The 24,011-nt window shown below is 35.4% G+C and carries 23 protein-coding genes and 1 pseudogene; 11 read left to right on the top strand and 13 right to left on the bottom strand.

Translation table 11 applies throughout. The features are described from left to right. The first annotated feature begins 70 nt into the window (after positions 1–70). The 5 genes from orn to ACGH47_RS10570 all read left to right on the top strand — a co-directional run bounded on the left by orn (position 71) and on the right by ACGH47_RS10570 (position 6,030). Positions 71–634 (top strand): oligoribonuclease, encoded by a 564-nt coding sequence (gene orn / locus ACGH47_RS10590; protein ID WP_267380171.1) that lies wholly within the window; start codon positions 71–73, stop codon positions 632–634. A 5-nt stretch (positions 635–639) separates the two neighbouring features. Continuing rightward, entirely contained in the window at positions 640–1,911 is a 1,272-nt protein-coding gene (gene waaA, locus ACGH47_RS10585) for a lipid IV(A) 3-deoxy-D-manno-octulosonic acid transferase (RefSeq protein ID WP_267380173.1), read from the top strand. A 9-nt stretch (positions 1,912–1,920) separates the two neighbouring features. Further along, positions 1,921–2,886, top strand: a complete 966-nt coding sequence (gene hemH, locus ACGH47_RS10580; protein WP_267380175.1) for a ferrochelatase — start codon at positions 1,921–1,923, stop codon at positions 2,884–2,886. Between the two features lie 207 nt (positions 2,887–3,093). Then, a complete protein-coding gene (locus ACGH47_RS10575; protein WP_267380177.1) occupies positions 3,094–4,425 on the top strand; it encodes a CoA-disulfide reductase in 1,332 nt (443 codons plus the stop codon). Between the two features lie 183 nt (positions 4,426–4,608). Continuing rightward, on the top strand, positions 4,609–6,030 hold the full coding sequence (locus ACGH47_RS10570) for a cation:dicarboxylate symporter family transporter (RefSeq protein WP_267380179.1): 1,422 nt from the start codon (positions 4,609–4,611) through the stop codon (positions 6,028–6,030). Positions 6,031–6,109: 79 nt separating this feature from the next. On the opposite strand, the gene galU is transcribed toward ACGH47_RS10570, so the two are convergent. The 4 genes from galU to ACGH47_RS10550 form a co-directional block, all read right to left on the bottom strand. Continuing rightward, positions 6,110–7,024: a UTP--glucose-1-phosphate uridylyltransferase GalU gene (galU, locus tag ACGH47_RS10565; RefSeq protein ID WP_267352139.1), complete on the bottom strand. Its 915-nt coding sequence runs from the start codon at positions 7,022–7,024 to the stop codon at positions 6,110–6,112. Between the two features lie 757 nt (positions 7,025–7,781). Next, positions 7,782–7,931 carry an entericidin A/B family lipoprotein gene (locus tag ACGH47_RS10560; protein ID WP_081299206.1) on the bottom strand — a complete coding sequence of 50 codons (150 nt, stop codon included), beginning with the start codon at positions 7,929–7,931 and terminating at the stop codon, positions 7,782–7,784. A gap of 29 nt (positions 7,932–7,960) precedes the next feature. Beyond that, a complete protein-coding gene (locus ACGH47_RS10555) occupies positions 7,961–9,154 on the bottom strand; it encodes an aromatic amino acid transaminase (protein WP_411623378.1) in 1,194 nt (397 codons plus the stop codon). 372 nt (positions 9,155–9,526) lie between these two features. Further along, a complete protein-coding gene (locus tag ACGH47_RS10550; RefSeq protein ID WP_267380183.1) occupies positions 9,527–9,910 on the bottom strand; it encodes a RidA family protein in 384 nt (127 codons plus the stop codon). A gap of 184 nt (positions 9,911–10,094) precedes the next feature. On the opposite strand from ACGH47_RS10550, the gene ffh reads away from it, so the two are divergent. Next, complete coding sequence (ffh, locus tag ACGH47_RS10545; RefSeq protein ID WP_411623377.1) at positions 10,095–11,462, top strand: signal recognition particle protein; 1,368 nt, start codon at positions 10,095–10,097, stop codon at positions 11,460–11,462. A 99-nt stretch (positions 11,463–11,561) separates the two neighbouring features. Here ffh and ACGH47_RS10540 read toward each other — a convergent pair whose 3' ends face one another. Both ACGH47_RS10540 and ispB read right to left on the bottom strand, forming a co-directional pair. Next, on the bottom strand, positions 11,562–12,428 hold the full coding sequence (locus tag ACGH47_RS10540) for an EamA family transporter (RefSeq protein ID WP_220215998.1): 867 nt from the start codon (positions 12,426–12,428) through the stop codon (positions 11,562–11,564). A 168-nt stretch (positions 12,429–12,596) separates the two neighbouring features. After that, complete coding sequence (ispB, locus tag ACGH47_RS10535; RefSeq protein WP_267352134.1) at positions 12,597–13,583, bottom strand: octaprenyl diphosphate synthase; 987 nt, start codon at positions 13,581–13,583, stop codon at positions 12,597–12,599. A gap of 154 nt (positions 13,584–13,737) precedes the next feature. Here ispB and ACGH47_RS10530 point away from each other — a divergent pair, with 154 nt between their 5' ends. Then, positions 13,738–14,577, top strand: a complete 840-nt coding sequence (locus ACGH47_RS10530) for a TonB family protein (RefSeq protein ID WP_267352132.1) — start codon at positions 13,738–13,740, stop codon at positions 14,575–14,577. 102 nt (positions 14,578–14,679) lie between these two features. On the opposite strand, the gene pepP is transcribed toward ACGH47_RS10530, so the two are convergent. Continuing rightward, complete coding sequence (gene pepP, locus ACGH47_RS10525) at positions 14,680–15,993, bottom strand: Xaa-Pro aminopeptidase (RefSeq protein WP_411623376.1); 1,314 nt, start codon at positions 15,991–15,993, stop codon at positions 14,680–14,682. A 29-nt stretch (positions 15,994–16,022) separates the two neighbouring features. Continuing rightward, positions 16,023–16,565 carry a UPF0149 family protein gene (locus tag ACGH47_RS10520; protein WP_267352129.1) on the bottom strand — a complete coding sequence of 181 codons (543 nt, stop codon included), beginning with the start codon at positions 16,563–16,565 and terminating at the stop codon, positions 16,023–16,025. 123 nt (positions 16,566–16,688) lie between these two features. On the opposite strand from ACGH47_RS10520, the gene ACGH47_RS10515 reads away from it, so the two are divergent. The 4 genes from ACGH47_RS10515 (at position 16,689) to crr (ending at position 19,732) form a co-directional block, all read left to right on the top strand. Continuing rightward, positions 16,689–17,033, top strand: a complete 345-nt coding sequence (locus ACGH47_RS10515; protein ID WP_267352127.1) for a hypothetical protein — start codon at positions 16,689–16,691, stop codon at positions 17,031–17,033. A 142-nt stretch (positions 17,034–17,175) separates the two neighbouring features. Next, a complete protein-coding gene (gene ptsH / locus ACGH47_RS10510) occupies positions 17,176–17,433 on the top strand; it encodes a phosphocarrier protein Hpr (RefSeq protein WP_065559773.1) in 258 nt (85 codons plus the stop codon). A gap of 55 nt (positions 17,434–17,488) precedes the next feature. Further along, positions 17,489–19,216, top strand: a complete 1,728-nt coding sequence (gene ptsI, locus ACGH47_RS10505; protein WP_411623375.1) for a phosphoenolpyruvate-protein phosphotransferase PtsI — start codon at positions 17,489–17,491, stop codon at positions 19,214–19,216. Between the two features lie 9 nt (positions 19,217–19,225). Further along, positions 19,226–19,732, top strand: a complete 507-nt coding sequence (crr, locus tag ACGH47_RS10500; protein ID WP_267352124.1) for a PTS glucose transporter subunit IIA — start codon at positions 19,226–19,228, stop codon at positions 19,730–19,732. A 72-nt stretch (positions 19,733–19,804) separates the two neighbouring features. Here the strand turns inward: crr and pgi are convergent, their stop codons facing one another. The 5 genes and pseudogenes from pgi to ACGH47_RS10475 form a co-directional block, all read right to left on the bottom strand. Beyond that, positions 19,805–21,454 carry a glucose-6-phosphate isomerase gene (gene pgi / locus ACGH47_RS10495; protein WP_411623374.1) on the bottom strand — a complete coding sequence of 550 codons (1,650 nt, stop codon included), beginning with the start codon at positions 21,452–21,454 and terminating at the stop codon, positions 19,805–19,807. Between the two features lie 168 nt (positions 21,455–21,622). After that, positions 21,623–22,021: an Imm7 family immunity protein gene (locus ACGH47_RS10490; protein ID WP_411590829.1), complete on the bottom strand. Its 399-nt coding sequence runs from the start codon at positions 22,019–22,021 to the stop codon at positions 21,623–21,625. A gap of 15 nt (positions 22,022–22,036) precedes the next feature. Then, on the bottom strand, positions 22,037–22,384 hold the full coding sequence (locus ACGH47_RS10485; protein ID WP_411623373.1) for a restriction endonuclease fold toxin: 348 nt from the start codon (positions 22,382–22,384) through the stop codon (positions 22,037–22,039). A 269-nt stretch (positions 22,385–22,653) separates the two neighbouring features. Then, positions 22,654–23,094 carry a hypothetical protein gene (locus ACGH47_RS10480; protein ID WP_411623372.1) on the bottom strand — a complete coding sequence of 147 codons (441 nt, stop codon included), beginning with the start codon at positions 23,092–23,094 and terminating at the stop codon, positions 22,654–22,656. Continuing rightward, positions 23,094–24,011: pseudogene (locus ACGH47_RS10475) on the bottom strand (hypothetical protein); the annotation flags it as partial. The gene ACGH47_RS10480 and the pseudogene ACGH47_RS10475, both read right to left, overlap by 1 nt.

Here is a 24,011-nt window from a genome sequence, read left to right as displayed (position 1 = left end):
TTTTTTACTAAACAGTTTGACAGATATGCTACACTACTCGGCATTAAAAAGAAAATTTCCACAGCAAATTATGATCAAACACTCTCAAATTAATAGTAGTAATCTAATTTGGATTGATCTTGAAATGACGGGACTTGATCCAAAAACTGATCGTATTATTGAAATTGCCACTATTGTAACTGATTCTGACCTTAATATTCTTGCAGAAGGTCCGGTTATTGCTGTTCATCAATCAGATGAACAATTAGCGCTCATGGATGAATGGAATCAAAACACTCATGGCAATTCGGGATTAATCGACCGTGTACGCAATAGTACTATTTCAGAACAGCAAGCCGAACAACAAACCATCGCATTTTTACAACAATGGGTACCAGAAAACTGCTCACCAATATGTGGTAATACGATTGGTCAAGATCGACGTTTTTTATTTAACTATATGCCGAAGTTAGAAAAATATTTTCATTATCGTTATTTAGATGTCAGTACTATTAAAGAATTAGCAAAACGTTGGAAACCCGAAATTTTGAAAGGCATTACAAAACAAGGTACCCATCAAGCACTTGACGATATTCGTGATTCCATTTCAGAACTTGTCTATTATCGTCAGCATTTTTTTAATCTAGATCATTAACGTGCATGCAAATTATCTATACCCTTTTATTATATCTAATTCAGCCATTTGTTTGGCTAAAACTATTATGGCGCAGTCGTAAAGCGCCAGCCTACCGTCAGCGCTGGTTAGAACGATATGGTTTTTGCAAAAATAAAGTCAAACCAAATGGTATTTTAGTGCATGCCGTATCCGTAGGTGAAACAATAGCGGCGATTCCGCTAATTAAAGCATTGCAACAAAAATATCCACAGTTACCAATCACTGTTACCACCATGACGCCGACAGGTTCTGAGCGAGTAAAATCGTTATTAAAAGACAGTGTCAGTCATGTTTATCTACCCTATGATCTGCCCGGAGCCATAAAACGATTCTTAAAAACCACAAAGCCTAAAATTGTTATAATTATGGAAACTGAACTTTGGCCTAATTTAATTAGCCAATGTTATAAACAAAAAATTCCTTTAATTATTGCAAATGCCAGATTATCAGAACGATCTGCTGCTCGCTATGGCAAATTAGGCAAAGCAGTCAAACAATTATTTTCGAAAATCAGTATGGTGGCAGCTCAAAATCAGCAAGATGGTGAACGATTTGTTTCACTTGGTTTACCTGCTGATCATTTAGCAATAACAGGCAGCATAAAGTTTGATATTAACTTATCCAATGAGCAGCGCCAAAACATAAACCAGTTAAAACAACAATGGCAATTAAAAAGGCCAGTGTTAATTGCAGCAAGTACCCATAGTGGCGAAGATGAAATTATTTTAACTGCATTTAAAAAATTACTGCTTAAACATGCCAATTTATTGTTAATTCTGGTTCCACGTCATCCTGAACGTTTTAAAACGGTTGAAAAACTCATTAGTGATAATGGTTTTAATTATTTAAAGCGTAGTACAAATCAAATACCTACAGAACAAACTCAAATAGTTTTGGGCGATACAATGGGCGAACTAGTAGAGCTTTACGCAATGGCAGATATCGCTTTTGTGGGTGGTAGCCTAGTAAAACAGGGTGGACATAATCCTTTAGAGCCTGCACTGCACCATATTGCTATTATTACCGGTGAATATTTTTTTAATTTCCAAGTGATTTGTGAACAGTTGATTGAAGCGCAAGGAATGATTGTTTGCACAAACTCAGCGGATGATTTATATTCAACAATAGATCGCCTATTAAATGATAATAGTCGCCGAGTACAACTGGGCGAAAATGCCTATCTCGTTTTGAAGCAAAATCAAGGAGCACTCAGTAGACTTTTAGCAGTTATTAACCATTATCTTAATATCAAATGAGGCTAAGCTGTGGATAAAAAAAACGGTTTATTATTGGTTAATTTAGGTACACCTAGCGCGACAACGCCAGATGCTATAAAACAGTATTTAACAGAATTTTTGCTTGATCGACATGTTGTTGATCTGCCCAGCTTTATTTGGTATCCAATTTTAAAATATATTATATTACCTAAACGTATCCCCTACATTCTCAAGCATTACCAAAAAATCTGGATAAAGGGTAGTTCACCTTTGTTACATTACAGTAAATTGTTACACGAAAAATTGCAGCAACACTTACCCAATATAAAATGTGAACTTGCCATGACGTATGGTGAGCCGAGTCTTCAAGCTGCCTTAAATAACTTAAAATCCTGTAAAAAAATTACGTTGTTACCCCTATTCCCGCAATATTCTACAACCACAACACTTGCCGTTCTGGATAAAATCAAACAATTAAATGATACCAATATTATAAGAAGTAATATTCACTATATTCGAGACTATGCTGATCACCCAAGTTACATTAATGCACTCTATTTACAGATAAAACAGGCTTTTTTAGAACAAGGGCAACCCGATGTTTTACTCCTTTCTTATCATGGTATGCCTGAGCGCTATATTATTAAACGCCATGATGATTATATCGAGCGATGTGAACTCACCACCTTATTATTAATTGAAAAGTGTTTAGCGAACGGCATCACGCTGCCAATACAAATGGCCTATCAATCAAAATTTGGAAAAGGAAAATGGGTTGAACCAAACACGAGTGACATACTTAGAAATTTAGCTTTAAATGGCGTGACTCGTGTTCATGTGATGTGCCCAGGATTTTCTGCGGATTGTATTGAAACTTGTTATGAAATAGATCATGAAAATCGAGAAATATTCCTTAATTCAGGAGGAAAACACTTTCATTACATCCCTGCATTAAATGATTCACAACAACATATTAATACTATCATCGATCTCATACATCAGACGGAATCTTAAAAACCGATCCGACTTTTTTTTCGATTAATTTGATTTAAAATAAGATTAAAACTATATTTGCAAGTGAAATGTTAAATTTAACACATCATTGTACATTTATTACAATTAAAATGGACAATTATGAATACTTATCGATATGCTTTGTTACTTTACCTTGATCAATGAGCAGATAAGTGTTCAAAATAGGCGCACAAAGGAGAATAATAGATGAAAATAATCATTATTGGAGCTCAAGCAGCTGGGGCGAGTGCTGCAGCTAAAGCCAAAAGAATAAACCCTAATGCAACAATTCGTATCTATGAAAAATCGGATATTGTTTCATTCGGTGCGTGTGGCTTACCTTATTATATTGGCAATCATTTTACTGATGCTAATGAAATGATATCCCGAACACCTGAACAATTTCAAAAAGATGGTATTGAAATAAAAACACGACATGAAGTGATATCTGTTGATGTTAAACAAAAAAAATTACTTATTAAAGATTTAAATAACGGTGAAAACATTGAAGATAGCTTTGACAAATTGCTATTTGCTGTAGGTGCAAGTCCAATTATTCCAACACTGGCGAATGATCAGCTGGACAATATTTTTACGTTACGCAATCTTTATGATGGATTAGCAATCAAAGAAGCGCTGTCAAAACCGGAATGCAAAAATATTATTATTGTTGGAGCTGGTTATATTGGATTGGAGATAGCCGAATCATTGGTTGCATTAAAAAAGAAAGTAAAATTAATTCAATTAGATAATCGAGTATTAGTCGAAGCATTCGATGAGCAACTTACTGACATTATTCAGGAAAATATTGAGCAACATTGTGACTTACATTTACAAGAAAGTGTCCAAGGTTTTGTTGGTCAAGATAAAGTGACGCAGGTTATAACAAATAAAGGACAATATCCTGCTGATCTGGTTATTATCGCTACCGGTGTTAGACCAAATAGTCAAATCTACAAAAACATTGGCATTAATACCCTAAATAATGGTGCCATTATTACCGATGATTTAGGTAGAACAAATATCACTGATATTTATGCCGCTGGAGATTGTGCCACGCTGTTCCATAAAGTCAGCCAAACTAAAGTCTATATTCCATTAGCAACTGGCGCAAACAAATTAGGGAAAATTGTAGGTGAAAACATTGCAGGTGGCAATTGTCAATTTCCTGGTACGTTAGGCACATCAGCGCTCCGAGTATTTAATATTGAAGCAGGACGAACAGGAATAACTGAAAATGAAGCCATCAAATTAGGTATCCCCTATAAAACGGTTTTAGTAAACGATAAAAACCACAGTAATTATGTCGAAGGTCAATCACCCGTTACGGCTAAACTTATTTATCATGCTGAAACACGCAAGATTTTGGGGGGACAATTAGTCGGCGGCACTGGTTCTGCATTGAGAATAAATGTATTAGCAACAGCAATATGGTCACAAATGAAGATTGACGAACTTACAATGTTAGATTTTCTGTATGCACCACCTTTTTCACGGCCTTGGGATATTTTAAATATAGCAGGTTCCATTGCCAAATAGAGATGATGAAAAGAGTGTTTACTAATCACTCAAAAATAGTCAATAAAAAATTAAATTTGTTAATCAATTGCTTCAGTATTAAAACAAACCTTTAAAGCACTTAACAAATTGATTAATAAATAAAATTAAAGAATTATTGATAATTATTTAATTATATACCCCCTAAAAGGGCGAGGATCGATTATGTCAGATGCCATTTTTCACGGGATTTTTTTTGAAAAATTCCTATCCATTACTCATTACCAAACATTAATTGGTCTTGGGCTATTACTTATTTGTTTTTTTGTCATAATGAAACCATTACAAGACAAAAAAATTAATTTTTCAGTTCGCATGTTAGTTGGCTTGATACTTGGGGCAGTTCTTGGTCTGGGAATCCAATGGTCGGCAGGTTTTCCTAAAAGTTCAACAGTTTGGATGCAAGAGATTGCAACATGGTATGGTCTTTTTGGGCGTGCCTTTATTGCCTTTATACGTATGCTAGTGATTCCACTGGTATTTGTCTCAATTGTTAAAGTTATTATTGATTTTTCGGGAAAAAAGAATTTACCCCAAATAGCATTCCGTGGCATTTTTTGGTTACTTTTCACCACGGCAATCGCTTGTATAGTCGGCATTGTTTTAGCTAACGTTTTTGAACTCGGTGAAATAAGCTCAACATCAGTACATCATGCTCAAGCTAAACATTATACCAATATTATTGATACCTTCGTTAATCTGATCCCTAGCAATATTATCGGAGCCATGGCAAAAGAAAATATTGTAGGATTAGTTATCTTTTCAGCATTAATGGGGCTTGCCGCCAATAGAATGGAAAAGAAAAACCCTCAACCGATTGCCTTGTTTAAAACATTTATTGAAGCGCTATACAAAATTGTTATGTCAATTGCAATGACCATTATTAAATATATGCCGTATGCTGTCATTGCGTTACTCGCCCGTACAATCATATCTAATGGTATTCCTGCAATTGTTGAAGTATCAAGTTTTGTTGCAGCGGTTTATATTGCAACTCTCGTTATGCTTATCGTACATGTATTAATTGTCTTAATTCATGGTATTTCACCAGTAATGTTTATCAAAAAAGCATTAGGAACATGGCTATTAGCATTCACTAGCCGCTCGTCAGTAGGCACCTTACCAATGACTATTTCAACATTAACCGTCAGAATGGGGGTCAACACCGGTACAGCAAACTTAGTTGGCTCACTTGGCAGCACCATGGGTATGAATGGTTGTGCTGGATTTTTTCCTGCATTATTAGCGGTAATGGTCGCCCATATGGTTGGGATAGATACCAATATTCAATTTTACATTATGCTTGTAATAGTCGTTGTCATTGGATCAATAGGAATTGCAGGCATTCCAGGAACAGCAACCGTTGCAGCAACAGTGGTTTTATCTGGGATGGGAATGGTCGAATACTTCCCGTTAATTGGTATGGTACTCGCTGTCGATCCAATTATTGATATGGCTCGAACTTTAGCTAACGTATCGGGTGCAATGACCGCAGCGGTTGCCACAGATCGTGAAGTAGGATTAATGAATATGAATGTCTTTAACGATCCGAATGTCACTCTGGATAATGACAACGCCGAAGCTTAAGTAACAACAATATATATTCAATGATAAAAAGGACGCGATTAAGCGTCCTTTTTTAGGTTAATAAAACCATTCAAACCAATTAAAGTGATTTCAACCAATCAGAAACATCTTTACCTAATGTTTTGTGACGCATGGCATATTGAACAAACGTTTGTATATAACCAAGTTTATTACCACAATCATGACTTTGTCCTTTAATACAGTACGCATCGACAGGCTCTTCTTCAAGTAACATTGCAATGCCATCTGTTAATTGAATTTCACCGCCAGCACCTAATGGCGTTTTAGCAAGTAATGGCCAAATTTTCTCAGATAATACATAACGCCCAACCACAGACTGATTTGATGGCGCATCCTCAACCGACGGTTTTTCAACCACACTATACATCTGTGCCACATTCCCTGCGGCAAGTTCTTCACCACGACAATCGACAATACCATATGAAGACACTAATTCCTTAGGCACAGGTTCAACCATGATTTGACTATGTTTAGTTTCGTGATAATTATGAATCATGGCAGCTAAATTGTCACAAGTGAGATCGCTTTCATATTCATCAATAATCACATCCGGTAATACTACTGCAAAAGGTTCATCGCCCACTAAAGGATAGGCACATAAAACAGCGTGACCAAGCCCTTTAGCTAAACCTTGACGTACACTTGTTATCGTTACATGTTTAGGAAGTATACTTTGCACTTCTTGCAACAACTGACGCTTCACCCGTGCTTCTAACATGGCTTCTAATTCAAAACTGGTGTCGAAATGGTTTTCTATTGAATTTTTGGATGAATGCGTAACAAAAATGATTTCGGTAATACCGGCTGCAATACATTCATTAACCACATATTGAATAAGTGGTTTATCCACAACAGGTAACATTTCTTTAGGAATTGCTTTAGTTGCGGGTAACATGCGTGTTCCTAGACCAGCAACAGGGATAACCGCTTTTTTTACTTTACCCTTTAGGGAATTTTCAAAATTAAATGACATAATCATTCCTCAAAAAAATTAACGGCTAATACTATCATAATTTGCTTCCGTTGGACGACCATTTATAAATGGTATTTTTAACGCTCACAGACTTTAACATAAAAGGTATCAAAATAAGTGTATGAATAAATGCTCTCTACATCTTTTTTCGATCAAACTGGTCTAAAAAATTGAACCAATAGATTTTGGTATAGACCATGATCGCCTACGATAAAAATAGTATTGATAATCTGTAAAAAAACGAATACGTTAGCAAATTTATATTGTTTTAGAAAATAAGTAAGTTAAATAGATGTTTATAACAATTATCAGCGAATTCCCAATTAGTTCAAATAAAAACAACTTATCAATATATGGAATAAAATGATGTGAATTACTATAAACAAATTCTTCCTAAAAACAGTGAAAACATCATATGTAATCAATCATAAAGTTAATAACCAATAAAAAATAAGTTAAAAAATACCAATGTCGACTACAATGAATTAACCCTCTAATCCTTACAATTTTTTTGTATTAGTATTAGCTTGTCTCAATTTAATAAATTATCAAAAATCATTTTATGTAAATATTCATTTCAAAAAAAAAATAAGATCTGACGCAATATGAATTAATATATATTATTAAATATCTAACAGTTACTTGATTAAAAGCACAGTTCGTCAACTTGACGAACTGTGCTTTTATGAGAAAAATAGATTTATTATAGAAGTAAATGTGAATGATAAATTATGTATATTTCGACTCACTGCTCCATTTATAATCTATCGCTCACTTCATCAGCCGTATGGGTAATTGCTTTACCACCAGATTGAACATCTTTACCGACACCACTTACCGTATTACAACCCACGACAAACGTTGCCATAACTAACCCTAGCATTAACATTAACATTTTTCGGAACATATTAAATACTCCTCTAATTAATTACATGGTTATTTTAATGTAGCAAACGCTTCTGCTACTCGATGAATATTATGGTGATTTAAACCCGCCACACACATCCGTCCACTGCCCACCAAATAAACAGCAAAGTTATTTTTTAAATATGTGACTTGTTCTTCAGAAAATCCAGTATAACTAAACATACCTCGCTGTTTGATCAGATAATCAAAATTGTTTTCGGGTACTAACTTATTTAGTAATTCAACAAGCTTTATTCGCATTGAGATAATACGTTCACGCATTGCAGTAACTTCATTAATCCATTGGGTTTTCAGTTCGACATTATTCAAAATATAACTAACAAGATGAGCACCATAGGCCGCAGGACTTGAATAATTTCGACGTACGGTTGCTTGAAGTTGACCAAGTACACGATTAGCGACTTCGCTGTTATCACATAAAACGGATAAACCACCCACTCTTTCACCATATAACGAAAATGTTTTTGAAAAAGAGTTACACACAAAACCACATATCCCTAACTCTGCCACTCGTCTAATTGCATATGCATCATCTTCGATACTCTTACCAAATCCTTGATAGGCAATATCCATAAAGGGAATAAGATCGCGTGTTTTTAATATATCAATAACCTGATCCCACTGTGCATGTGTTAAATCGGCACCGGTTGGATTATGACAACAAGGGTGTAGCAAAACAACGCTTTTAGCCGTTAATTGATGTAAAGTTTCAAGCATTGCATCAAAATTAACGCCACAAGTTTGTGAATCAAAATACGGATATTTATTTACCTTAAATCCAGCACCATGAAAAATGTCTATATGATTTTCCCATGTTGGATCACTGACCCAAACTTCTGATTTCGGAAAATAGCGAAACAAAAAATCAGCACCTATTTTTAATGCCCCTGAACCACCTAAAGTTTGAATGGTTGCAATGCGTTTATCTTTAAGAGCGCTGTGTGCTTCACCAAATAGCAAACATTGAATAGCTCGACAATAATCAGGTAATCCACTCATCGGTAAATAAAGTGATGCAGTTTTATCGTTTTGATAGATAAAATCCCGTGCAGCTTTTACACATGCTAATTGAGGTACAACACTGTTTTCATCATAATAATAACCGATACTTAAATTTGTTTTATTCATTCGGTTATCCTGATTAAACTCAGCAACTAATGATAAAATAGGATCCCCTGCGTACGACTCAACTTTTTCAAACATATTTGCAACCTAATTACACGGCAACTAATGATAAATAATTGTAGATTATTGCATCAACTCAATCGGCAATCAATCATTAAATAGAAGTTTACACGTTCTGGGTATGATTAATCATTCACTTGAATGATTAATGTAAAAAAAGATAAATATGGCAAGGCTTAAACGATAAAATTTCTTTAGATATTGCTAATCATAAAAGATGTTTGTCACCCTAAACGAGTATACTGACTACCTTATAGGATTATCTAAAAAAAGCGGAAATGAAGGGCGAAAATTCATGCAATTAAAAAGTAGTCACCAAGTGACTACACCAATTCGATTTGGGCACTAGGTATAAGTCCAAAATTTTTCAGAGTAAAGGATGTATTGCGTTTATTTTACAGCAATGACTTCAATTTCAACCTTAGCATCTTTGGGTATTCTGGCGACTTGTACGCAAGAACGAGCAGGAAACGCAGCATGATGTTCTGTAAAAAAGGCTTCATAAATTGCATTAACGGCCGCAAAATCATTCATATCAGCTAAAAAAATGGTGGTTTTAACGATATCACTAACTTGATAACCCGCTGCCGTAATAATAGCTTTTACATTTGCTAAACTTTGTTTAGCTTGTTCTTTGACACAATCTGACATTTTACCGGTAACTGGATCTAACGGTATTTGTCCTGATGCAAATAACATATTGCCCAAATCAACGCCTTGTACATAAGGTCCTATTGCTGCGGGTGCGTTATCTGTATTAATGATTTTTTTCATATCAATATCTCCTGTAATCATCTGCCCTTGCTAAAAAAATAAAGGGGAATATTATGCTAAGTTAATTTTCAACATTTGAACAGGAACACTATTTAGTGTCAAGTAAGAACAAAATTATGATCATGGGACTTCTTAAGATTTTCTGTTATGATAATCACAATTTTTTTGTTTATTGAGAGTTAACATGTTTGAGAATTTAACCGACCGTTTATCGCAGACATTCCGTAATATCAGTGGTCGAGGACGACTGTCTGAAGATAATATAAAAGAAGCACTACGTGATGTACGTATGGCATTACTTGAAGCCGACGTAGCACTTCCTGTTGTACGTGAATTTATTAATCAAGTAAAAGAAAAAGCCGTTGGTCTGGACGTTTCTAAAAGCTTAACACCAGGTCAAGAATTTATCAAAATAGTGCAAGCTGAACTCACATCGGCTATGGGTGAAGTTAATAGCACCCTCAATTTGGCAACACAGCCCCCCGCTGTTATTTTGATGGCTGGTTTGCAAGGGGCAGGTAAAACCACCAGCGTCGCTAAATTAGCTAAATTTTTAAAAGAAAAGCAAAAAAAGAAAGTGCTGGTTGTGTCTGCTGACGTCTATCGTCCGGCTGCAATTAAACAATTAGAAACGCTTGCAAAAGCCATTGATGTGGAATTTTTCCCATCGGATATTCACGAAAAACCAGTGAATATTGTTAATAAAGCCATTTCTCACGCTAAACTTCAGTTCTTCGATGTGTTAATTGTCGATACAGCGGGACGCTTACATATTGATAGCAACATGATGGATGAAATCAAAGAACTGCATCAGGCTATCAACCCAATCGAAACGTTATTTGTTGTTGATGCAATGACAGGGCAAGATGCCGCCAATACCGCAAAAGCCTTCAATGATGCTTTGCCACTTACCGGTGTGATTTTAACCAAAGTTGATGGTGATGCCCGTGGTGGTGCGGCGTTATCGATTCGTCATATTACGGACAAACCGATTAAATTCTTAGGAATGGGAGAAAAAACAGATGCTTTAGAGCCATTCTTCCCAGATCGTATTGCTTCACGAATTTTAGGTATGGGAGATGTCATCTCCTTAATCGAAGAGTTGCAACAGAATGTTGATCGTGAAAAAGCAGAAAAAATTGCCAAGAAGTTAAAAAAAGGCGACAAGTTCGATTTTAACGATTTCCAAGATCAACTTAAACAGATGCGAAATATGGGTGGAATGGGAGCTATGTTGGCAAAACTTCCCGGTGCGGGGCAACTACCTGAACACATTAAAGCGCAAATGGACGATAAAATTACCATTAAAATGGAGGCGATTATTAGTTCAATGACGTTAAAAGAAAGAGCCAATCCTGAAATCATCAAAGGATCTCGAAAACGTCGAATTGCTAATGGATCAGGTACTCAAGTACAAGACGTCAACAAACTACTTAAACAGTTTGAAGATATGCAAAAAATGATGAAAAAAATGAAAGGCGGCGGCATGATGAAAATGATGCGCCAAATGAAAGGACTTATGGGTGGCGGAATGGGCTTCCCCCACCGCTAATAAGCTGATATCAACTCGCTTGTTATGCTTTAAACAAAGTATAACAAGCGATATTTACACGAGCATTGCGTATTAATCTGCGTAATGCTGGTAAAAACATTATGGATTAACCGATTTAATTTTAGTTGGTCGGCTCATTGTCAATACCGTCCCGATTGATGAAACAATAATAAATGTAATGGCTAACCATTGATAGCGCGTTAATTGCTCTTGCAAAACAATGAAGCCTGACAAAGCAGCAAAAACTGGCGACAAACTCATTAATGTACTAAATGTTTGAGCGGGTAATCTTGGCAACGCTATCATATCTAATCCATAAGGAATGGCCGACGCCAATAATGAAACCACAAACACTAAAGGAAGAAGTTCCAAAGAAAACATAGCACTCCCACTATCCCACACACCAATAGGAAATACAAATAACGACGCTATCAAAGACCCTATCGCAACACTTGATGAACCATATAATGCCCCAGCTTTACGCCCAAAGACAATATAACATGCCCAACCTGAACCTGCTAATAATGCCATTAAAATGCCAACGGGATCTAAATCACCAGAAGCTTGATGAATCGGTAAAAGTATCGCAAGCCCGATAACTGCAACGCCTAACCAAATAAAATCAACTAACCGACGCGAATAACACATTGCGACAACTATCGGTCCAGTAAGTTCTATCGCAACGGTAATACCAAGCGGAATTCTGGCAATGGCACTATAAAAAGCCAAATTCATGCAACCGGTTGCTACACCATATAAAAACACATACTTAAAAGCTTGTTTAGTAATGGGTTTACGCCATGGTTTAAAAATAATGATAAGCATCAAGGATGAAAAAGTTAATCGCCAAGCAGTCATCCCTTCAGGGCCTAATACCGGAAAAAGATATTTGGCCATAGATGCACTTGATTGTAACGAAATCATAGAGATAAAAATAATAAAGACCGGCCAAGATCGTTTAAACATGCCTAATTACCTTGTTAATATAATCAGAAAAAATTGCTCGTCATTTCACAACATACGATGAAATCTAAAGAAATCAATTTTTGATCATTGCTAATGATGATTTAATATAAAATGTCCATATAAGTACGAGTAGGAATGTTTTCAATCCATACTTCGATTTAACTCCTGTCAATTTTCTCTTTTTACTGAGAGCAATGCGAGATCTTGCAATGCTTTTTTATAGGGAGAGTCTGGCAGGATAGCAATCACATCAAAAGCCTTTTGGGCTTCTTGCTGTGCTATTTGTAATGTATATTCAAGTGAACCACACTCATTCATGATCTGCAGAATACGATCCAACAAATGTCGCCCATTTCCTTGCTCGATGGCTTGACGAATCAATTTGGCTTCCTCAGCATTTTGACAATGACGCATCGCATGTAACAATGGTAAAGTTGGTTTGCCTTCATTAAGATCATCACCCAAATTCTTACCTAAGGTTTGATTACTATCAGCACTATAATCTAATAAATCATCAATAATTTGGAAGGCCGTACCTAAATATTTTCCATATTCTTGTAAGGCAAATTCTTGTTCTGCATTGGCGCCAGCTAATACCGCTGCCGAATGCGAAGTTGCTTCAAACAAACGAGCGGTTTTACGATAAATGACTTCTAAATATTGTTCTTTAGTAATATCGGGATCATTACAATTGATTAATTGTTGCACTTCACCTTCAGCAATCACATTTGTTGCTGCCGACATAATAGTTAAAACTTTGAAAGATTCAGTCCGTACCATCATTTGGAAAGAACGCGTATAAATATAATCACCAACTAAAACACTGGCTGCATTACCAAATAATGCATTCGCGGTTGACTTTCCACGCCTGAGATCGGACTCATCAACGACATCGTCATGTAATAATGTAGCAGTATGAATAAATTCAATGAACGCAGCGGCAACGATGTGCTTGTCACCTTGATAATTAAGTGCTTTGGCAACTAACAACGCAATAATAGGGCGAATACGCTTACCGCCACTACTAATAATATAATTACCTAATTGATTAATAAGCACAACATCCGAACTAAGCTCCGCCTGAATTGCCTCATTAACTTTAACTAAGTCATCTTTTACAAGATCGAGTATTTGACTCATTGAAGGATTATTCATCACCCAAACCACTAAAAAAATAGATATTTAATTGCTATTATCTGATAAATATTGCCGAGCAACAAGGTGTTGGATTAGCATATTTTAAAAAAGACTACAAATGATAAGCATTTTCATTTAGAATGATTACCTTAAGTTAAACATGATAATTGTTATGAAAATCAATTTTGATATAGACATTAGCAACGAAAAAGCGCCTCAATCGCCAACACATATCAAACCCAAGAGTGTTTATTTATTCACGTCACTTTCGATTGTGTCACATCTATTTTTACTGGCGTTGCTGTTCAGCCCTATGCTTTTTGCCAAAAATATCATCGTTGATGAAGGTGACAACTCAATTAAAGCGATCATGATTGATATATCGCAAATGGCAGCGCCTGAACAATCATTAGTTGAAAATACACCTGATATCAAAGGGGTAAAAGAAAGTGACATTATCGATAATAAACCAATACCAGAACCGATAGTTGAGCCAGTTATTGAAACCCAAATGACTAATGAAGAAAAACCGGAACCTATCGTTGAAAAAAAACCGGAAGTCATGCCCGAAAATAACATTGTCATCGAGCAAAAACCGAAACCGAAGCCAAAACCCAAACCAAGAACGGAATCCAAACCGATTCAAAAAGAGTCTCGTCAGCAAGTCAGACAAGAAGTGATCACGGATAACTTTGCCAAAACAGCCGTCGCATCTTCCATTTCTGATAGCCGTCAACATTCGGGTAATCCCTCGCCAATTAGTCGTAATCAGCCAGAATATCCTCGTCGGGCACTTGATATGCGCATAGAAGGCTATGTCGTTGTACTCTTTGATATCAATAGTAATGGGCGGGTCGAAAATATTCGAATTATCGAAACCAAACCGAACAATATTTTTAATCGTTCAGTTATCACAGCGATGAAAACGTGGAAATACGAAGGTAAAATAGCAAAAGATTTAAAAATAAAAATAATTTTTAATCGGGATAAATCAATCAGATTAGATAATTAATCGTCTGAACAGTTTCTTAAAATAATAAAATACGATTTTATTATCTATAATCAAAACAAAAGCAATAATCACAGTTTGAAGATTATTGCTTTAGCGATAAGATTATTGATCCGATAACATCAATTTTTCGATTTGCTCTGGTTCTTTTGGCACATCACTGGTCAATACTTCATTACCCGATGTTGTGATTAAAATATTATCTTCTATACGAATACCAATACCTTTATAACACTCCGGCACATCTGCATCGTGATTGATGTAAAGCCCCGGCTCAACAGTCAACACCATACCCGGCTCTAAAATACGATCCCTTCCACTACCGACATCATGTACATCAATGCCGAGCCAATGCCCTAAACCATGCATATAAAATGCGGTATAAGCTTTATCAGCAATGAGCGAATCGACATCCCCTTGCATAATGCCTAATTTAACTAAGCCCGTCACCATAGTTTTCACAACATGATCATTTACTTCCATAATCGATGTTCCAGGTTTTAACAGATCAATTGCTTGATATTGAGCAGCTAAAACAATATGATAAATATCCCGTTGCGCTTGGCTAAATTGACCATTAACAGGAAAAGTCCGTGTTATATCCCCTGCATAATATTGATATTCACAGCCGGCATCGATTAACACTAAATCACCCTCGTTTAAAAGCGCACTGTTATTTTCATAATGCAATATACAACCATTGTTTCCGGCTCCTACAATCGTATTATAGGAAGGAGAACGCGCACCATGCCAGGCAAATTCATGTAAAATTTCTGCCTCTAACTGATATTCATACATCGAAGGTTTACAGCTACGCATGGCTCGACAGTGGGCTTGGGCACTAATTTTGCACGCTTGACGTAAAAGGTCTATTTCAAAATTAGATTTAAACATCCGCATTTCATGCACAATAGGACGCCAATCAATCACACTACTGGGTGCTGAAAGCTTAAATCTTGCACCTTGTTTTAAAATCGTAAGGGCTTTTTTGACAATCGTGTCAGCATAATCATATTGCAGATCAGCATGATAAATTGCCTGCTTACCATTCAACAACTCAGGCAAAATAGTATCAATTTTATCAAAAGGATGCGCTTCATCAACGCCAAGGGTTTCTAACGCAGCTTGCTGCCCTAAACGATAGCCTGTCCATGTTTCAGCCAGAGGGTCTTTTTTACGATTAAACAGCACATATCGAGCATGATTATCTTGTTGTTTAATCATCACTAATACGGCTTCGGGTTCATCAAAACAGGTAAAATACCAAAAATCACTATTTTGCCGATAAGGATAATGCGTGTCATTGCTTCTGACGACTTCGGGTGAGGCAAAAAAAAGTGCGACGCTGTTAGGTTGCATCTGCGAAAGAAGCTTTTCTCGACGAGAAAAAAGCTCTTTTTTGGTATCGATATTTAGCATAGTGATAACCTTTTAAAAACAAGTTAATATTAATGAATGGTTGGTGCGATATCAGCCTCATTAAATTCATCAAAACAGAGAATCGAAGTCATGCGAACATACTCTTTGATTTCTTCAAATGCAAAGCCTAACTCTTGCTGATCTTCGTTTTCATCGTAACCTAGCTTCACAATTTGCCTTAAATCATAAATTGCTTCACCTACATCACCTTGAATACGATTTAATTTTGGTTGAACTAATCCAATCCCTAATAAAAAATGGTTAACCCAACCGACTAAATCATCTATTTGTGAAAAAAGATCATGTTCGTTAAGTAGCAATTGAAATTCAAAATCATCATCCAAAAATTGTTGCTTGGTAATACAATAAAGTTCCACCATTTTCTTATTTAAAGATTCTGGTATTTTTTGCCCATTATTGAGCATATCTTCAACTAAAGGGCGCCAACTTTCATCATGATTGCCTCCGGCTAAAATACCCGAAATAAAACCATGTAATTCAGCAGCAGTAATACCCATTTTATTTAAGTTTAATTCATGATTAAGTTCATCATAATTTACAGTTTTGGTCATTAATGTCACCCTGATTTTGTCATATCAATAAAAAGCACTCTGCACTTTCATTAATTATTAGTATATAATCCACAACTAGCTATAAATAATAAACAGGTTACTAAGCTTTATAAAGGAATTATTTTGAATATTGTAAGATTTGTGATGAAATTTTCCCTTCTCCTTCTGGCGTTTGCTATATCATTAACTGCTTGTAGTTCATGGTTATCTAACAAAGGCACTATCATCCTTGACGTGCAGAACAAAACCCAAACATTCATAACAAGTCACGATTTACCTCATAATTACCAATTAGGTAATGGTGAAGAAGAACTTCAACGATTTGAAACATTTTGCAGTAAAGAAATAAAAGAGTCACAACTTGATGGAAGTGAAGAAATTGTTTTTGAAAATATAAAGCGTGGTATACATGGAGAAGTAGAATTTAAAAAATGTAGTGATAGAATCACTCGAATTTACCGTTATTGAGAAATATGGATATAACAACTATATTTTGATTTGAATAAGATTAACTAAATTTCCAAAGATCGATTAAATGTTACTAGCCATTAAGGCGGTTTTTATTTATATTGGTCGCGTAAATGAAAATATTTTTAGGAGTAGAATTATTATGTATAAACAAGATGTAACCATTACCGCACCAAATGGTCTCCATACCCGCCCTGCTGCACAATTTGTAAAAGAAGCAAAAAACTTTAATGCTGAAATTACCGTCACATCAAATGGTAAAAGTGCTAGTGCTAAAAGTCTATTCAAACTACAAACACTTGGTCTAACACAAGGTACTACCATCACCATTTCAGCAGAAGGCGAAGATGAAAAAGAAGCGGTAAATCATCTAGTTAAATTAATTCCTGAATTGGAATAATTAGCTCCAAAATGCGATAAAGAACAGATTTAAAATTGAATAAGGATTAAATGTTATGGTATCAGGTATACTTGTTTCCCCCGGTATCGCTTTTGCAAAAGCGCTATTATTAAAAGAAGAACCTATTGTTGTTAATAATAGGGCAATTCCAGATAACAAAATTGATGCTGAAATTGCGCGTTTTAAAGATGCTCGTCAAAAATCCAGCGAGCAATTAAATGCGATAATGGAACGAGCAAAATCCACATTAGGCGAAGATAAAGCTGCTATCTTTGAAGGGCATATTATGCTTTTAGAAGATGAGGATTTGGAGCAAGAAGTTATTTCTCGTATACAAAGCAAGCATTCAACCGCTGATGCCGCTGTCCAATCAGTATTTGAAACTCAAGCTAAAGAGCTTGAAAACTTAGACGATGAATACTTAAAAGAGCGTGCTGCTGATATTCGTGATATTGGCAAACGTTTACTCAAAAATATTTTAGGGATTGAAATTGTCGATTTAAGTGCTATTAGCCAACCTTGTATTTTAGTTGCAACAGATCTTACTCCATCTGAAACTGCACAACTAAATCTAGATATGGTACTTGGTTTTATTACTGATGCAGGTGGACGTACATCCCATACTTCAATTATGGCTCGTTCATTAGAAATTCCGGCAATTGTTGGTACATCAAATGCAACACAAACAATTAAACAAGGTGATTTTGTTATACTTGATGCTATAAATAACGCCATTTATATCAATCCTGATCATACTACCCAAGAAAAACTCAAACAAGTTCAAGCAAAATATATTGCCGACAAAGAAGAGTTAGCAAAATTAAAAGACTTACCTGCCGTCACGCTTGATGGTCACCAAGTTGAAATTTGTGCGAATATTGGTACGGTGCGTGATATCGCTGGTGCGGATCGCAACGGTTATGAAGGTGTTGGTCTTTATCGTACTGAATTTTTATTTATGGATCGTGATGCCTATCCTAACGAAGACGAACAATTCAAAGCTTACAAAGAAGTAGCCGAATCAACGAATGGTTTATCTGTTATTGTCAGAACAATGGATATTGGTGGCGATAAAGATGTACCTTACATGCATTTACCAAAAGAAGAAAACCCATTCTTAGGTTGGCGTGCAATTCGTATCTGTTTAGATCGTAAAGAAATACTCCATGCACAGTTACGCGCAATATTACGCGCATCAGCATTTGGTAAATTACGTATCATGTTCCCGATGATCATATCGGTTGAAGAAATTCGTATCTTAAAATCTGAAATTAATATCCTCAAAGAACAACTAACTACCGAAGGTAAAGCATTTGATAAAAATATCGAAGTTGGTGTAATGATTGAAACGCCTGCGGCTGCTGTCATTGCTCATCATTTAGCGAAAGAAGTTGATTTCTTCAGTATTGGAACCAATGATTTAACACAATACACATTAGCGGTTGATCGGGGTAACGAATTAATTTCACATCTTTATAATCCACTTTCACCATCTGTCTTAACACTGATTAAGAAAGTCATTGATGCTTCGCACAAAGAAGGTAAATGGACTGGCATGTGTGGTGAGCTTGCTGGTGATGAACGAGCAACGATTTTATTACTTGGTATGGGACTTGATGAATTTAGCATGAGTGCAGTATCAATTCCTAAAATCAAAAAATTAATTCGTAATACACATTTTGAAGAAGCGAAAAAACTTGCAGACAATGTGCTTGAAAAAGCAACTTCTAAAGAAATTATGGATTTAATCGAAAAATATAACGCTGAAAAGCAAATTTGTTAGGAGAAAATAATGGGGTTATTCGATAAATTGAAGCAATTCATCAAATCTGATGATAGCAATGATAGCATCGAAATTATTGCACCTCTGAGTGGCGAAATCGTTAAAATCGAAGATGTACCAGATGTCGTTTTTGCAGAGAAAGTCGTTGGTGATGGTATTGCAATTAAACCTGCTGGTAATAAAATTGTTGCACCACTAAACGGTAGAATTGGCAAAATTTTTGAAACTAATCATGCGTTTGCTATTGAATCAGATGAAGGTATTGAGCTATTTGTACACTTTGGCATTGACACTGTTGAATTAAAAGGCGAAGGTTTTACCCGTATCGCTGAAGAAGGTCAACAAGTAAAAGTTGGTGACACCATTATCGAATTTGATTTACCACTACTTGAAAGTAAAGCAAAATCAGTGTTAACACCTGTTGTCATTTCTAATATGGATAGTATTGTCGAACTGACAAAACTTTCTGGTACCGTAGAAGCAGGTAAAACACCTGTTATGCGCGTGAAAAAATAAGCTAAAAAAAAACCTTCAGTTTTACTGAAGGTTTTTCTGCTCAATTCATTAACTGTCTAAAGTTAAATCAGTTTAACGCCACTTTTTATATTGATTAATCAAATTATTTGTTGAATCGTCATGTGAAGTTACTGGCGTATCACTTGCTAATTCGGGTAAAATTCGGCCGGCTAATTGCTTACCTAACTCAACACCCCATTGGTCGAAACTAAATATATTCAGAATAATACCTTGAGTAAAAATTTTATGCTCATACATCGCAACTAATGCACCCAAGCTATACGGAGTAATTTTCTTAACTAAAATTGAATTAGTCGGTTTATTTCCTTCAAACACTTTAAACGGAACAATTGCTTTAACCTCATCAAGCGTTTTTCCAGCAGCCATAAATTCTTGTTCAACTTGTTCTTTGGTTTTACCAAATGCTAATGCCTCAGTTTGAGCAAAAAAGTTAGATAATAATTTAGGATGATGATCACCAACTGGATTATGGCTAATTGCTGGCGCAATAAAATCACACGGAATAAGTTTAGTACCCTGATGAATTAATTGATAAAATGCATGTTGACCATTGGTCCCTGGTTCACCCCAAATGATTGGGCCAGTAGTATAAGTTGTTTTATGACCATTACGATCGACACTTTTACCGTTTGATTCCATATTGCCTTGTTGAAAATAGGCAGCAAATCGATGCATATACTGGTCATAAGGTAAAATGGCTTCTGTCTCAGCACCATAAAAATTATTATACCAAATCCCAATTAAGGCTAATAATGCAGGAATATTTTTATCAATTGGTGTATTTTGGAAGTGTTTATCCATGGCATGGCCACCAGCCAAAAATTGTTTAAAATTATCAAATCCAATAGATAAAACGATCGATAAACCTATCGCAGACCAAGAAGAGTAACGACCGCCTACCCAATCCCAAAATTCAAACATATTCGCTGTATCAATACCAAATTTTTCAACTTCTTTGGCATTAGTGGATAACGCAACAAAATGCAAAGCAACAGCTTTATCATCTTTAGCCGCATCAAGTAACCAAGAACGAGCTGTTTGTGCATTAGTCATGGTTTCTTGTGTGGTAAATGTTTTTGATGCTACTAAAAACAAGGTTGTTTCAGGATTTAAGCCTTTTAATGCTTCAACAATATGAGTACCGTCAACATTTGAAACAAAATGCATGTTTAAATGATTTTTATAAGGACGCAATGCTTCAGTAATCATGACAGGCCCAAGATCTGAACCTCCAATTCCGATATTTACCACATCAGTTATCGCTTTACCGGTATACCCTTTCCACTCACCGCTAATAACTTTATTACTGAATGATTCCATTTTTTCTAATACCGCATTGACATCATCCATCACATTTTTGCCATCAACATAAATAGGGGTATTCGATACATTACGTAAAGCAACATGTAAAACTGCACGATCTTCGGTGCGATTAATTTTTTCACCACTATACATAGCTGAAATTGCACCTTTAAGATCACATTCATCAGCAAGCTTATGAAGTATTGCTAAAGTCTCTTGCGTAATACGATTTTTAGAAAGATCAACCAAAAACTCATCCTCAAACGGAATACTGAGTTTTTCAACTCGTTTTGGCTCTTCTTTTAAAATCTGCGCAATGGTCTTATTTTGATGCTTTTGATAACTTGCTTGAAGGGATTTCCAAGATGAAGTGGTAGTTGGATCAATTGATTTTAACATAACTCATTCCTTAAATAATAAAGCACTCTATCCATAATATAACTATGCCTAAAATGATGCAAGATAAGGATCTTTTATCTTTTATTTTTGAATTAAGTACACTGACCAATTGACTAAAGCACCGATTCATAATCGTTTTAAACGACTTTTTATTTGATTAATGTAACCTTAATCATCTTCTATTTTAGGAATACATGGAGACAAAAACTGATCTTTTTCTTTTTTTATTTTCCCTCTAGCTAAGACATATACTTCAAATTCATTAAATTTATCCGAAGATTCATCGTTTTTAACATACAATAAACCATATGAGCCTTGAGAAATTTTTGCTACATATTGATATAACTCAAAAATTTCTGCTACATCCTGAGAATAATGATTAGTATTCCCACTAAACAAAAGCTGACAACAACCATTAACTTTATGAATTTTAATAAATCCTGTACTATTTTCAAATTCATGTTCTGATATGAATAAAGTAAGTTTATTTAGAATTGAATTCATCTCATTTTCATTGTTTTCGTATGTAGAATTTCTTAATGATATCCACCCATAATATTCGATCATTTTATTACCTTATTTTTAGTTAAGAGGTTTAGTATCGATAATGACTTTTACATCATAACGATTACTATATTCATATAATTTATTTATTACTGATTTTGCTGGTTCACCCTCAAAATGATAGTATACAGAACGGTTAGTTTCTTTAGCTGCTTCAAATGTTGCTTTCATTTGAGATCTTACACTTTGATTTAATTGCTTTAGGGGTGGTTTTGTTTGAGCTATATATAAATCACTAATCACATCAAACTCTCTTGTATCATTAGCAAATCTTACCCTTGACACTCCATTTAATCTCATCGCTAAAGCATCAGCTGCTGCATCTGGCTTGTTTACTTTTATCAAGTCACCAGAGTATCGGCTCAATTCTTTTAGATCTTTTATTTCATTTAAAACATTATTCCAATTAACCTCATCTAATTCAACCTCTACCGCTTCAATTTTATGATGTACTTTCGCTCTGACTTCAGTGCCGGTTATTTTGATGCGGGCGTATTTTAATAAGCGTAGTGAACGGGTTAAGGGTTTGGCTTTCTAACATCATTCACTTTTTATCGTTTTTACTCACTTCACTTACTATGCAGCTATAAGAACGTAAAAGCACTCTAATAAATTAGAGTGCTTTTACGTTGTGACTACTCCAATTCAGTTATACTTACTGAAGCAGATTTTACTTCTTTTGGTAAAGTATAGATTATTTCTTTTATATTTTTCGGTAGGTCTTTTAAAGATAATGGACTCAGGGGTTTTACAACTAAAAAATAGCTATTATCTTCATAGTTAACATCATAACTAAATAATCCCTTTAAAGCCGAATCAACATAGCTTTTTAAATATTGTTCTCTTTTAAGTTGATCGGGAAATTCAGGCAAATTATCTTCAATGATTTCAATATCAGATCGTTTTTCTAATTCAAAAAAATAATCACATAGTTCTTCATAATTCTTAACCGAATCAGCTACTTTCTTCGGTACAGCTCTTGTGCCACCTGAAGCAAAGTGTGCTAGATTACCATTATAAAATGCAGCATACCAGTCAAGATCGTTAGTACTTATAAACTCATCAGTCATTTTCATTATTTTTCAACTCCAAATATATTTGTGCAATTTTCACAACGGGACACTGGTTTACCATTGCGAGGGCGTACGGCTTGAGTAAATTGTATATCTTTTAATTTAAGATTAGGATTATTTAATAACAATTCGTTGGCTGCTCTAAATTCAGCACAAGCTCCTAATACATTACCACATGAAGTTTTAACACCTAAACCTCCTAATTTATCAGCATAAACTTGTAGTTCTGGTGCTATTTTAGTGGGAACTGTTCCACTTGATGCAGTAACAACTTTCTCCGTTAATGGATCAACAGCCCCAACTGCTGTAGCTGGTTTATATTTGCTGTTAGCTAAAGATGCTATGTATTGATCTAATTCTTTATTTGCATTAGCCAGTAAAGAATTATTCCTTATTGTTTCTTTTTCAACAACATTATTCCAATTAATCTCATCTAATTCAACCTCTAACGCTTCAATTTTATGATGTACCTTGGTTCTGACTTCAGTGCCGGTTATTTTAATTCGGGAGTATTTTAATAAGCGTAGTGAACGGGTTAAGGGTTCGGCTAAGCCGCCGGCTATTATTCCTTCTAAGCTGTTTTTTAATCGTCCTTCTGCAAAACTATCGTCCGGTTTGGCTTGTAAATATTCGGTTATTGGGTTAGCCAGTTCGGGAAATTCTTGTACTAAGTTTGACAGGCGTTCTTCATGGGGACTAAATACCGTAAAATCTGTGACACTGCCTGCTATCATCCCTTTTACCCACGAGCCTACATTTTTCAAGGGTTTAATAAATTTGGTTGCCCTTACCGCCGGTATAAACCCGACAATAAATTGACTGACACCATGTGTTATCCCACCAGAGATAGTCTGTGGTGGTGATACCTCAGGCATTTGTATAGGATTAGGTGCCTGACCAATCGGTTTATCACTGATAAT

The sequence above is a fragment of the Gilliamella sp. CG16 genome (assembly GCF_046635785.1).
Lineage (GTDB): Bacteria > Pseudomonadota > Gammaproteobacteria > Enterobacterales > Orbaceae > Gilliamella > Gilliamella apicola_I.
The sequence above is the reverse complement of the archived record's forward strand: the minus strand, read 5'-3'. Positions and strand labels throughout refer to the sequence as shown.

Coding starts and splice junctions, on each gene's coding strand:
- orn (WP_267380171.1), top strand. CDS start 71: ATGATCAAACACTCTCAAATTAATAGTAGTAATCTAATTTGGATTGAT.
- waaA (WP_267380173.1), top strand. CDS start 640: ATGCAAATTATCTATACCCTTTTATTATATCTAATTCAGCCATTTGTT.
- ACGH47_RS10575 (WP_267380177.1), top strand. CDS start 3,094: ATGAAAATAATCATTATTGGAGCTCAAGCAGCTGGGGCGAGTGCTGCA.
- ACGH47_RS10570 (WP_267380179.1), top strand. CDS start 4,609: ATGTCAGATGCCATTTTTCACGGGATTTTTTTTGAAAAATTCCTATCC.
- galU (WP_267352139.1), bottom strand. CDS start 7,024: ATGTCATTTAATTTTGAAAATTCCCTAAAGGGTAAAGTAAAAAAAGCG.
- ACGH47_RS10560 (WP_081299206.1), bottom strand. CDS start 7,931: ATGTTCCGAAAAATGTTAATGTTAATGCTAGGGTTAGTTATGGCAACG.
- ACGH47_RS10555 (WP_411623378.1), bottom strand. CDS start 9,154: ATGTTTGAAAAAGTTGAGTCGTACGCAGGGGATCCTATTTTATCATTA.
- ACGH47_RS10550 (WP_267380183.1), bottom strand. CDS start 9,910: ATGAAAAAAATCATTAATACAGATAACGCACCCGCAGCAATAGGACCT.
- ffh (WP_411623377.1), top strand. CDS start 10,095: ATGTTTGAGAATTTAACCGACCGTTTATCGCAGACATTCCGTAATATC.
- ACGH47_RS10540 (WP_220215998.1), bottom strand. CDS start 12,428: ATGTTTAAACGATCTTGGCCGGTCTTTATTATTTTTATCTCTATGATT.
- ispB (WP_267352134.1), bottom strand. CDS start 13,583: ATGAATAATCCTTCAATGAGTCAAATACTCGATCTTGTAAAAGATGAC.
- ACGH47_RS10530 (WP_267352132.1), top strand. CDS start 13,738: ATGAAAATCAATTTTGATATAGACATTAGCAACGAAAAAGCGCCTCAA.
- pepP (WP_411623376.1), bottom strand. CDS start 15,993: ATGCTAAATATCGATACCAAAAAAGAGCTTTTTTCTCGTCGAGAAAAG.
- ACGH47_RS10520 (WP_267352129.1), bottom strand. CDS start 16,565: ATGACCAAAACTGTAAATTATGATGAACTTAATCATGAATTAAACTTA.
- ptsH (WP_065559773.1), top strand. CDS start 17,176: ATGTATAAACAAGATGTAACCATTACCGCACCAAATGGTCTCCATACC.
- ptsI (WP_411623375.1), top strand. CDS start 17,489: ATGGTATCAGGTATACTTGTTTCCCCCGGTATCGCTTTTGCAAAAGCG.
- crr (WP_267352124.1), top strand. CDS start 19,226: ATGGGGTTATTCGATAAATTGAAGCAATTCATCAAATCTGATGATAGC.
- pgi (WP_411623374.1), bottom strand. CDS start 21,454: ATGTTAAAATCAATTGATCCAACTACCACTTCATCTTGGAAATCCCTT.
- ACGH47_RS10490 (WP_411590829.1), bottom strand. CDS start 22,021: ATGATCGAATATTATGGGTGGATATCATTAAGAAATTCTACATACGAA.
- ACGH47_RS10480 (WP_411623372.1), bottom strand. CDS start 23,094: ATGAAAATGACTGATGAGTTTATAAGTACTAACGATCTTGACTGGTAT.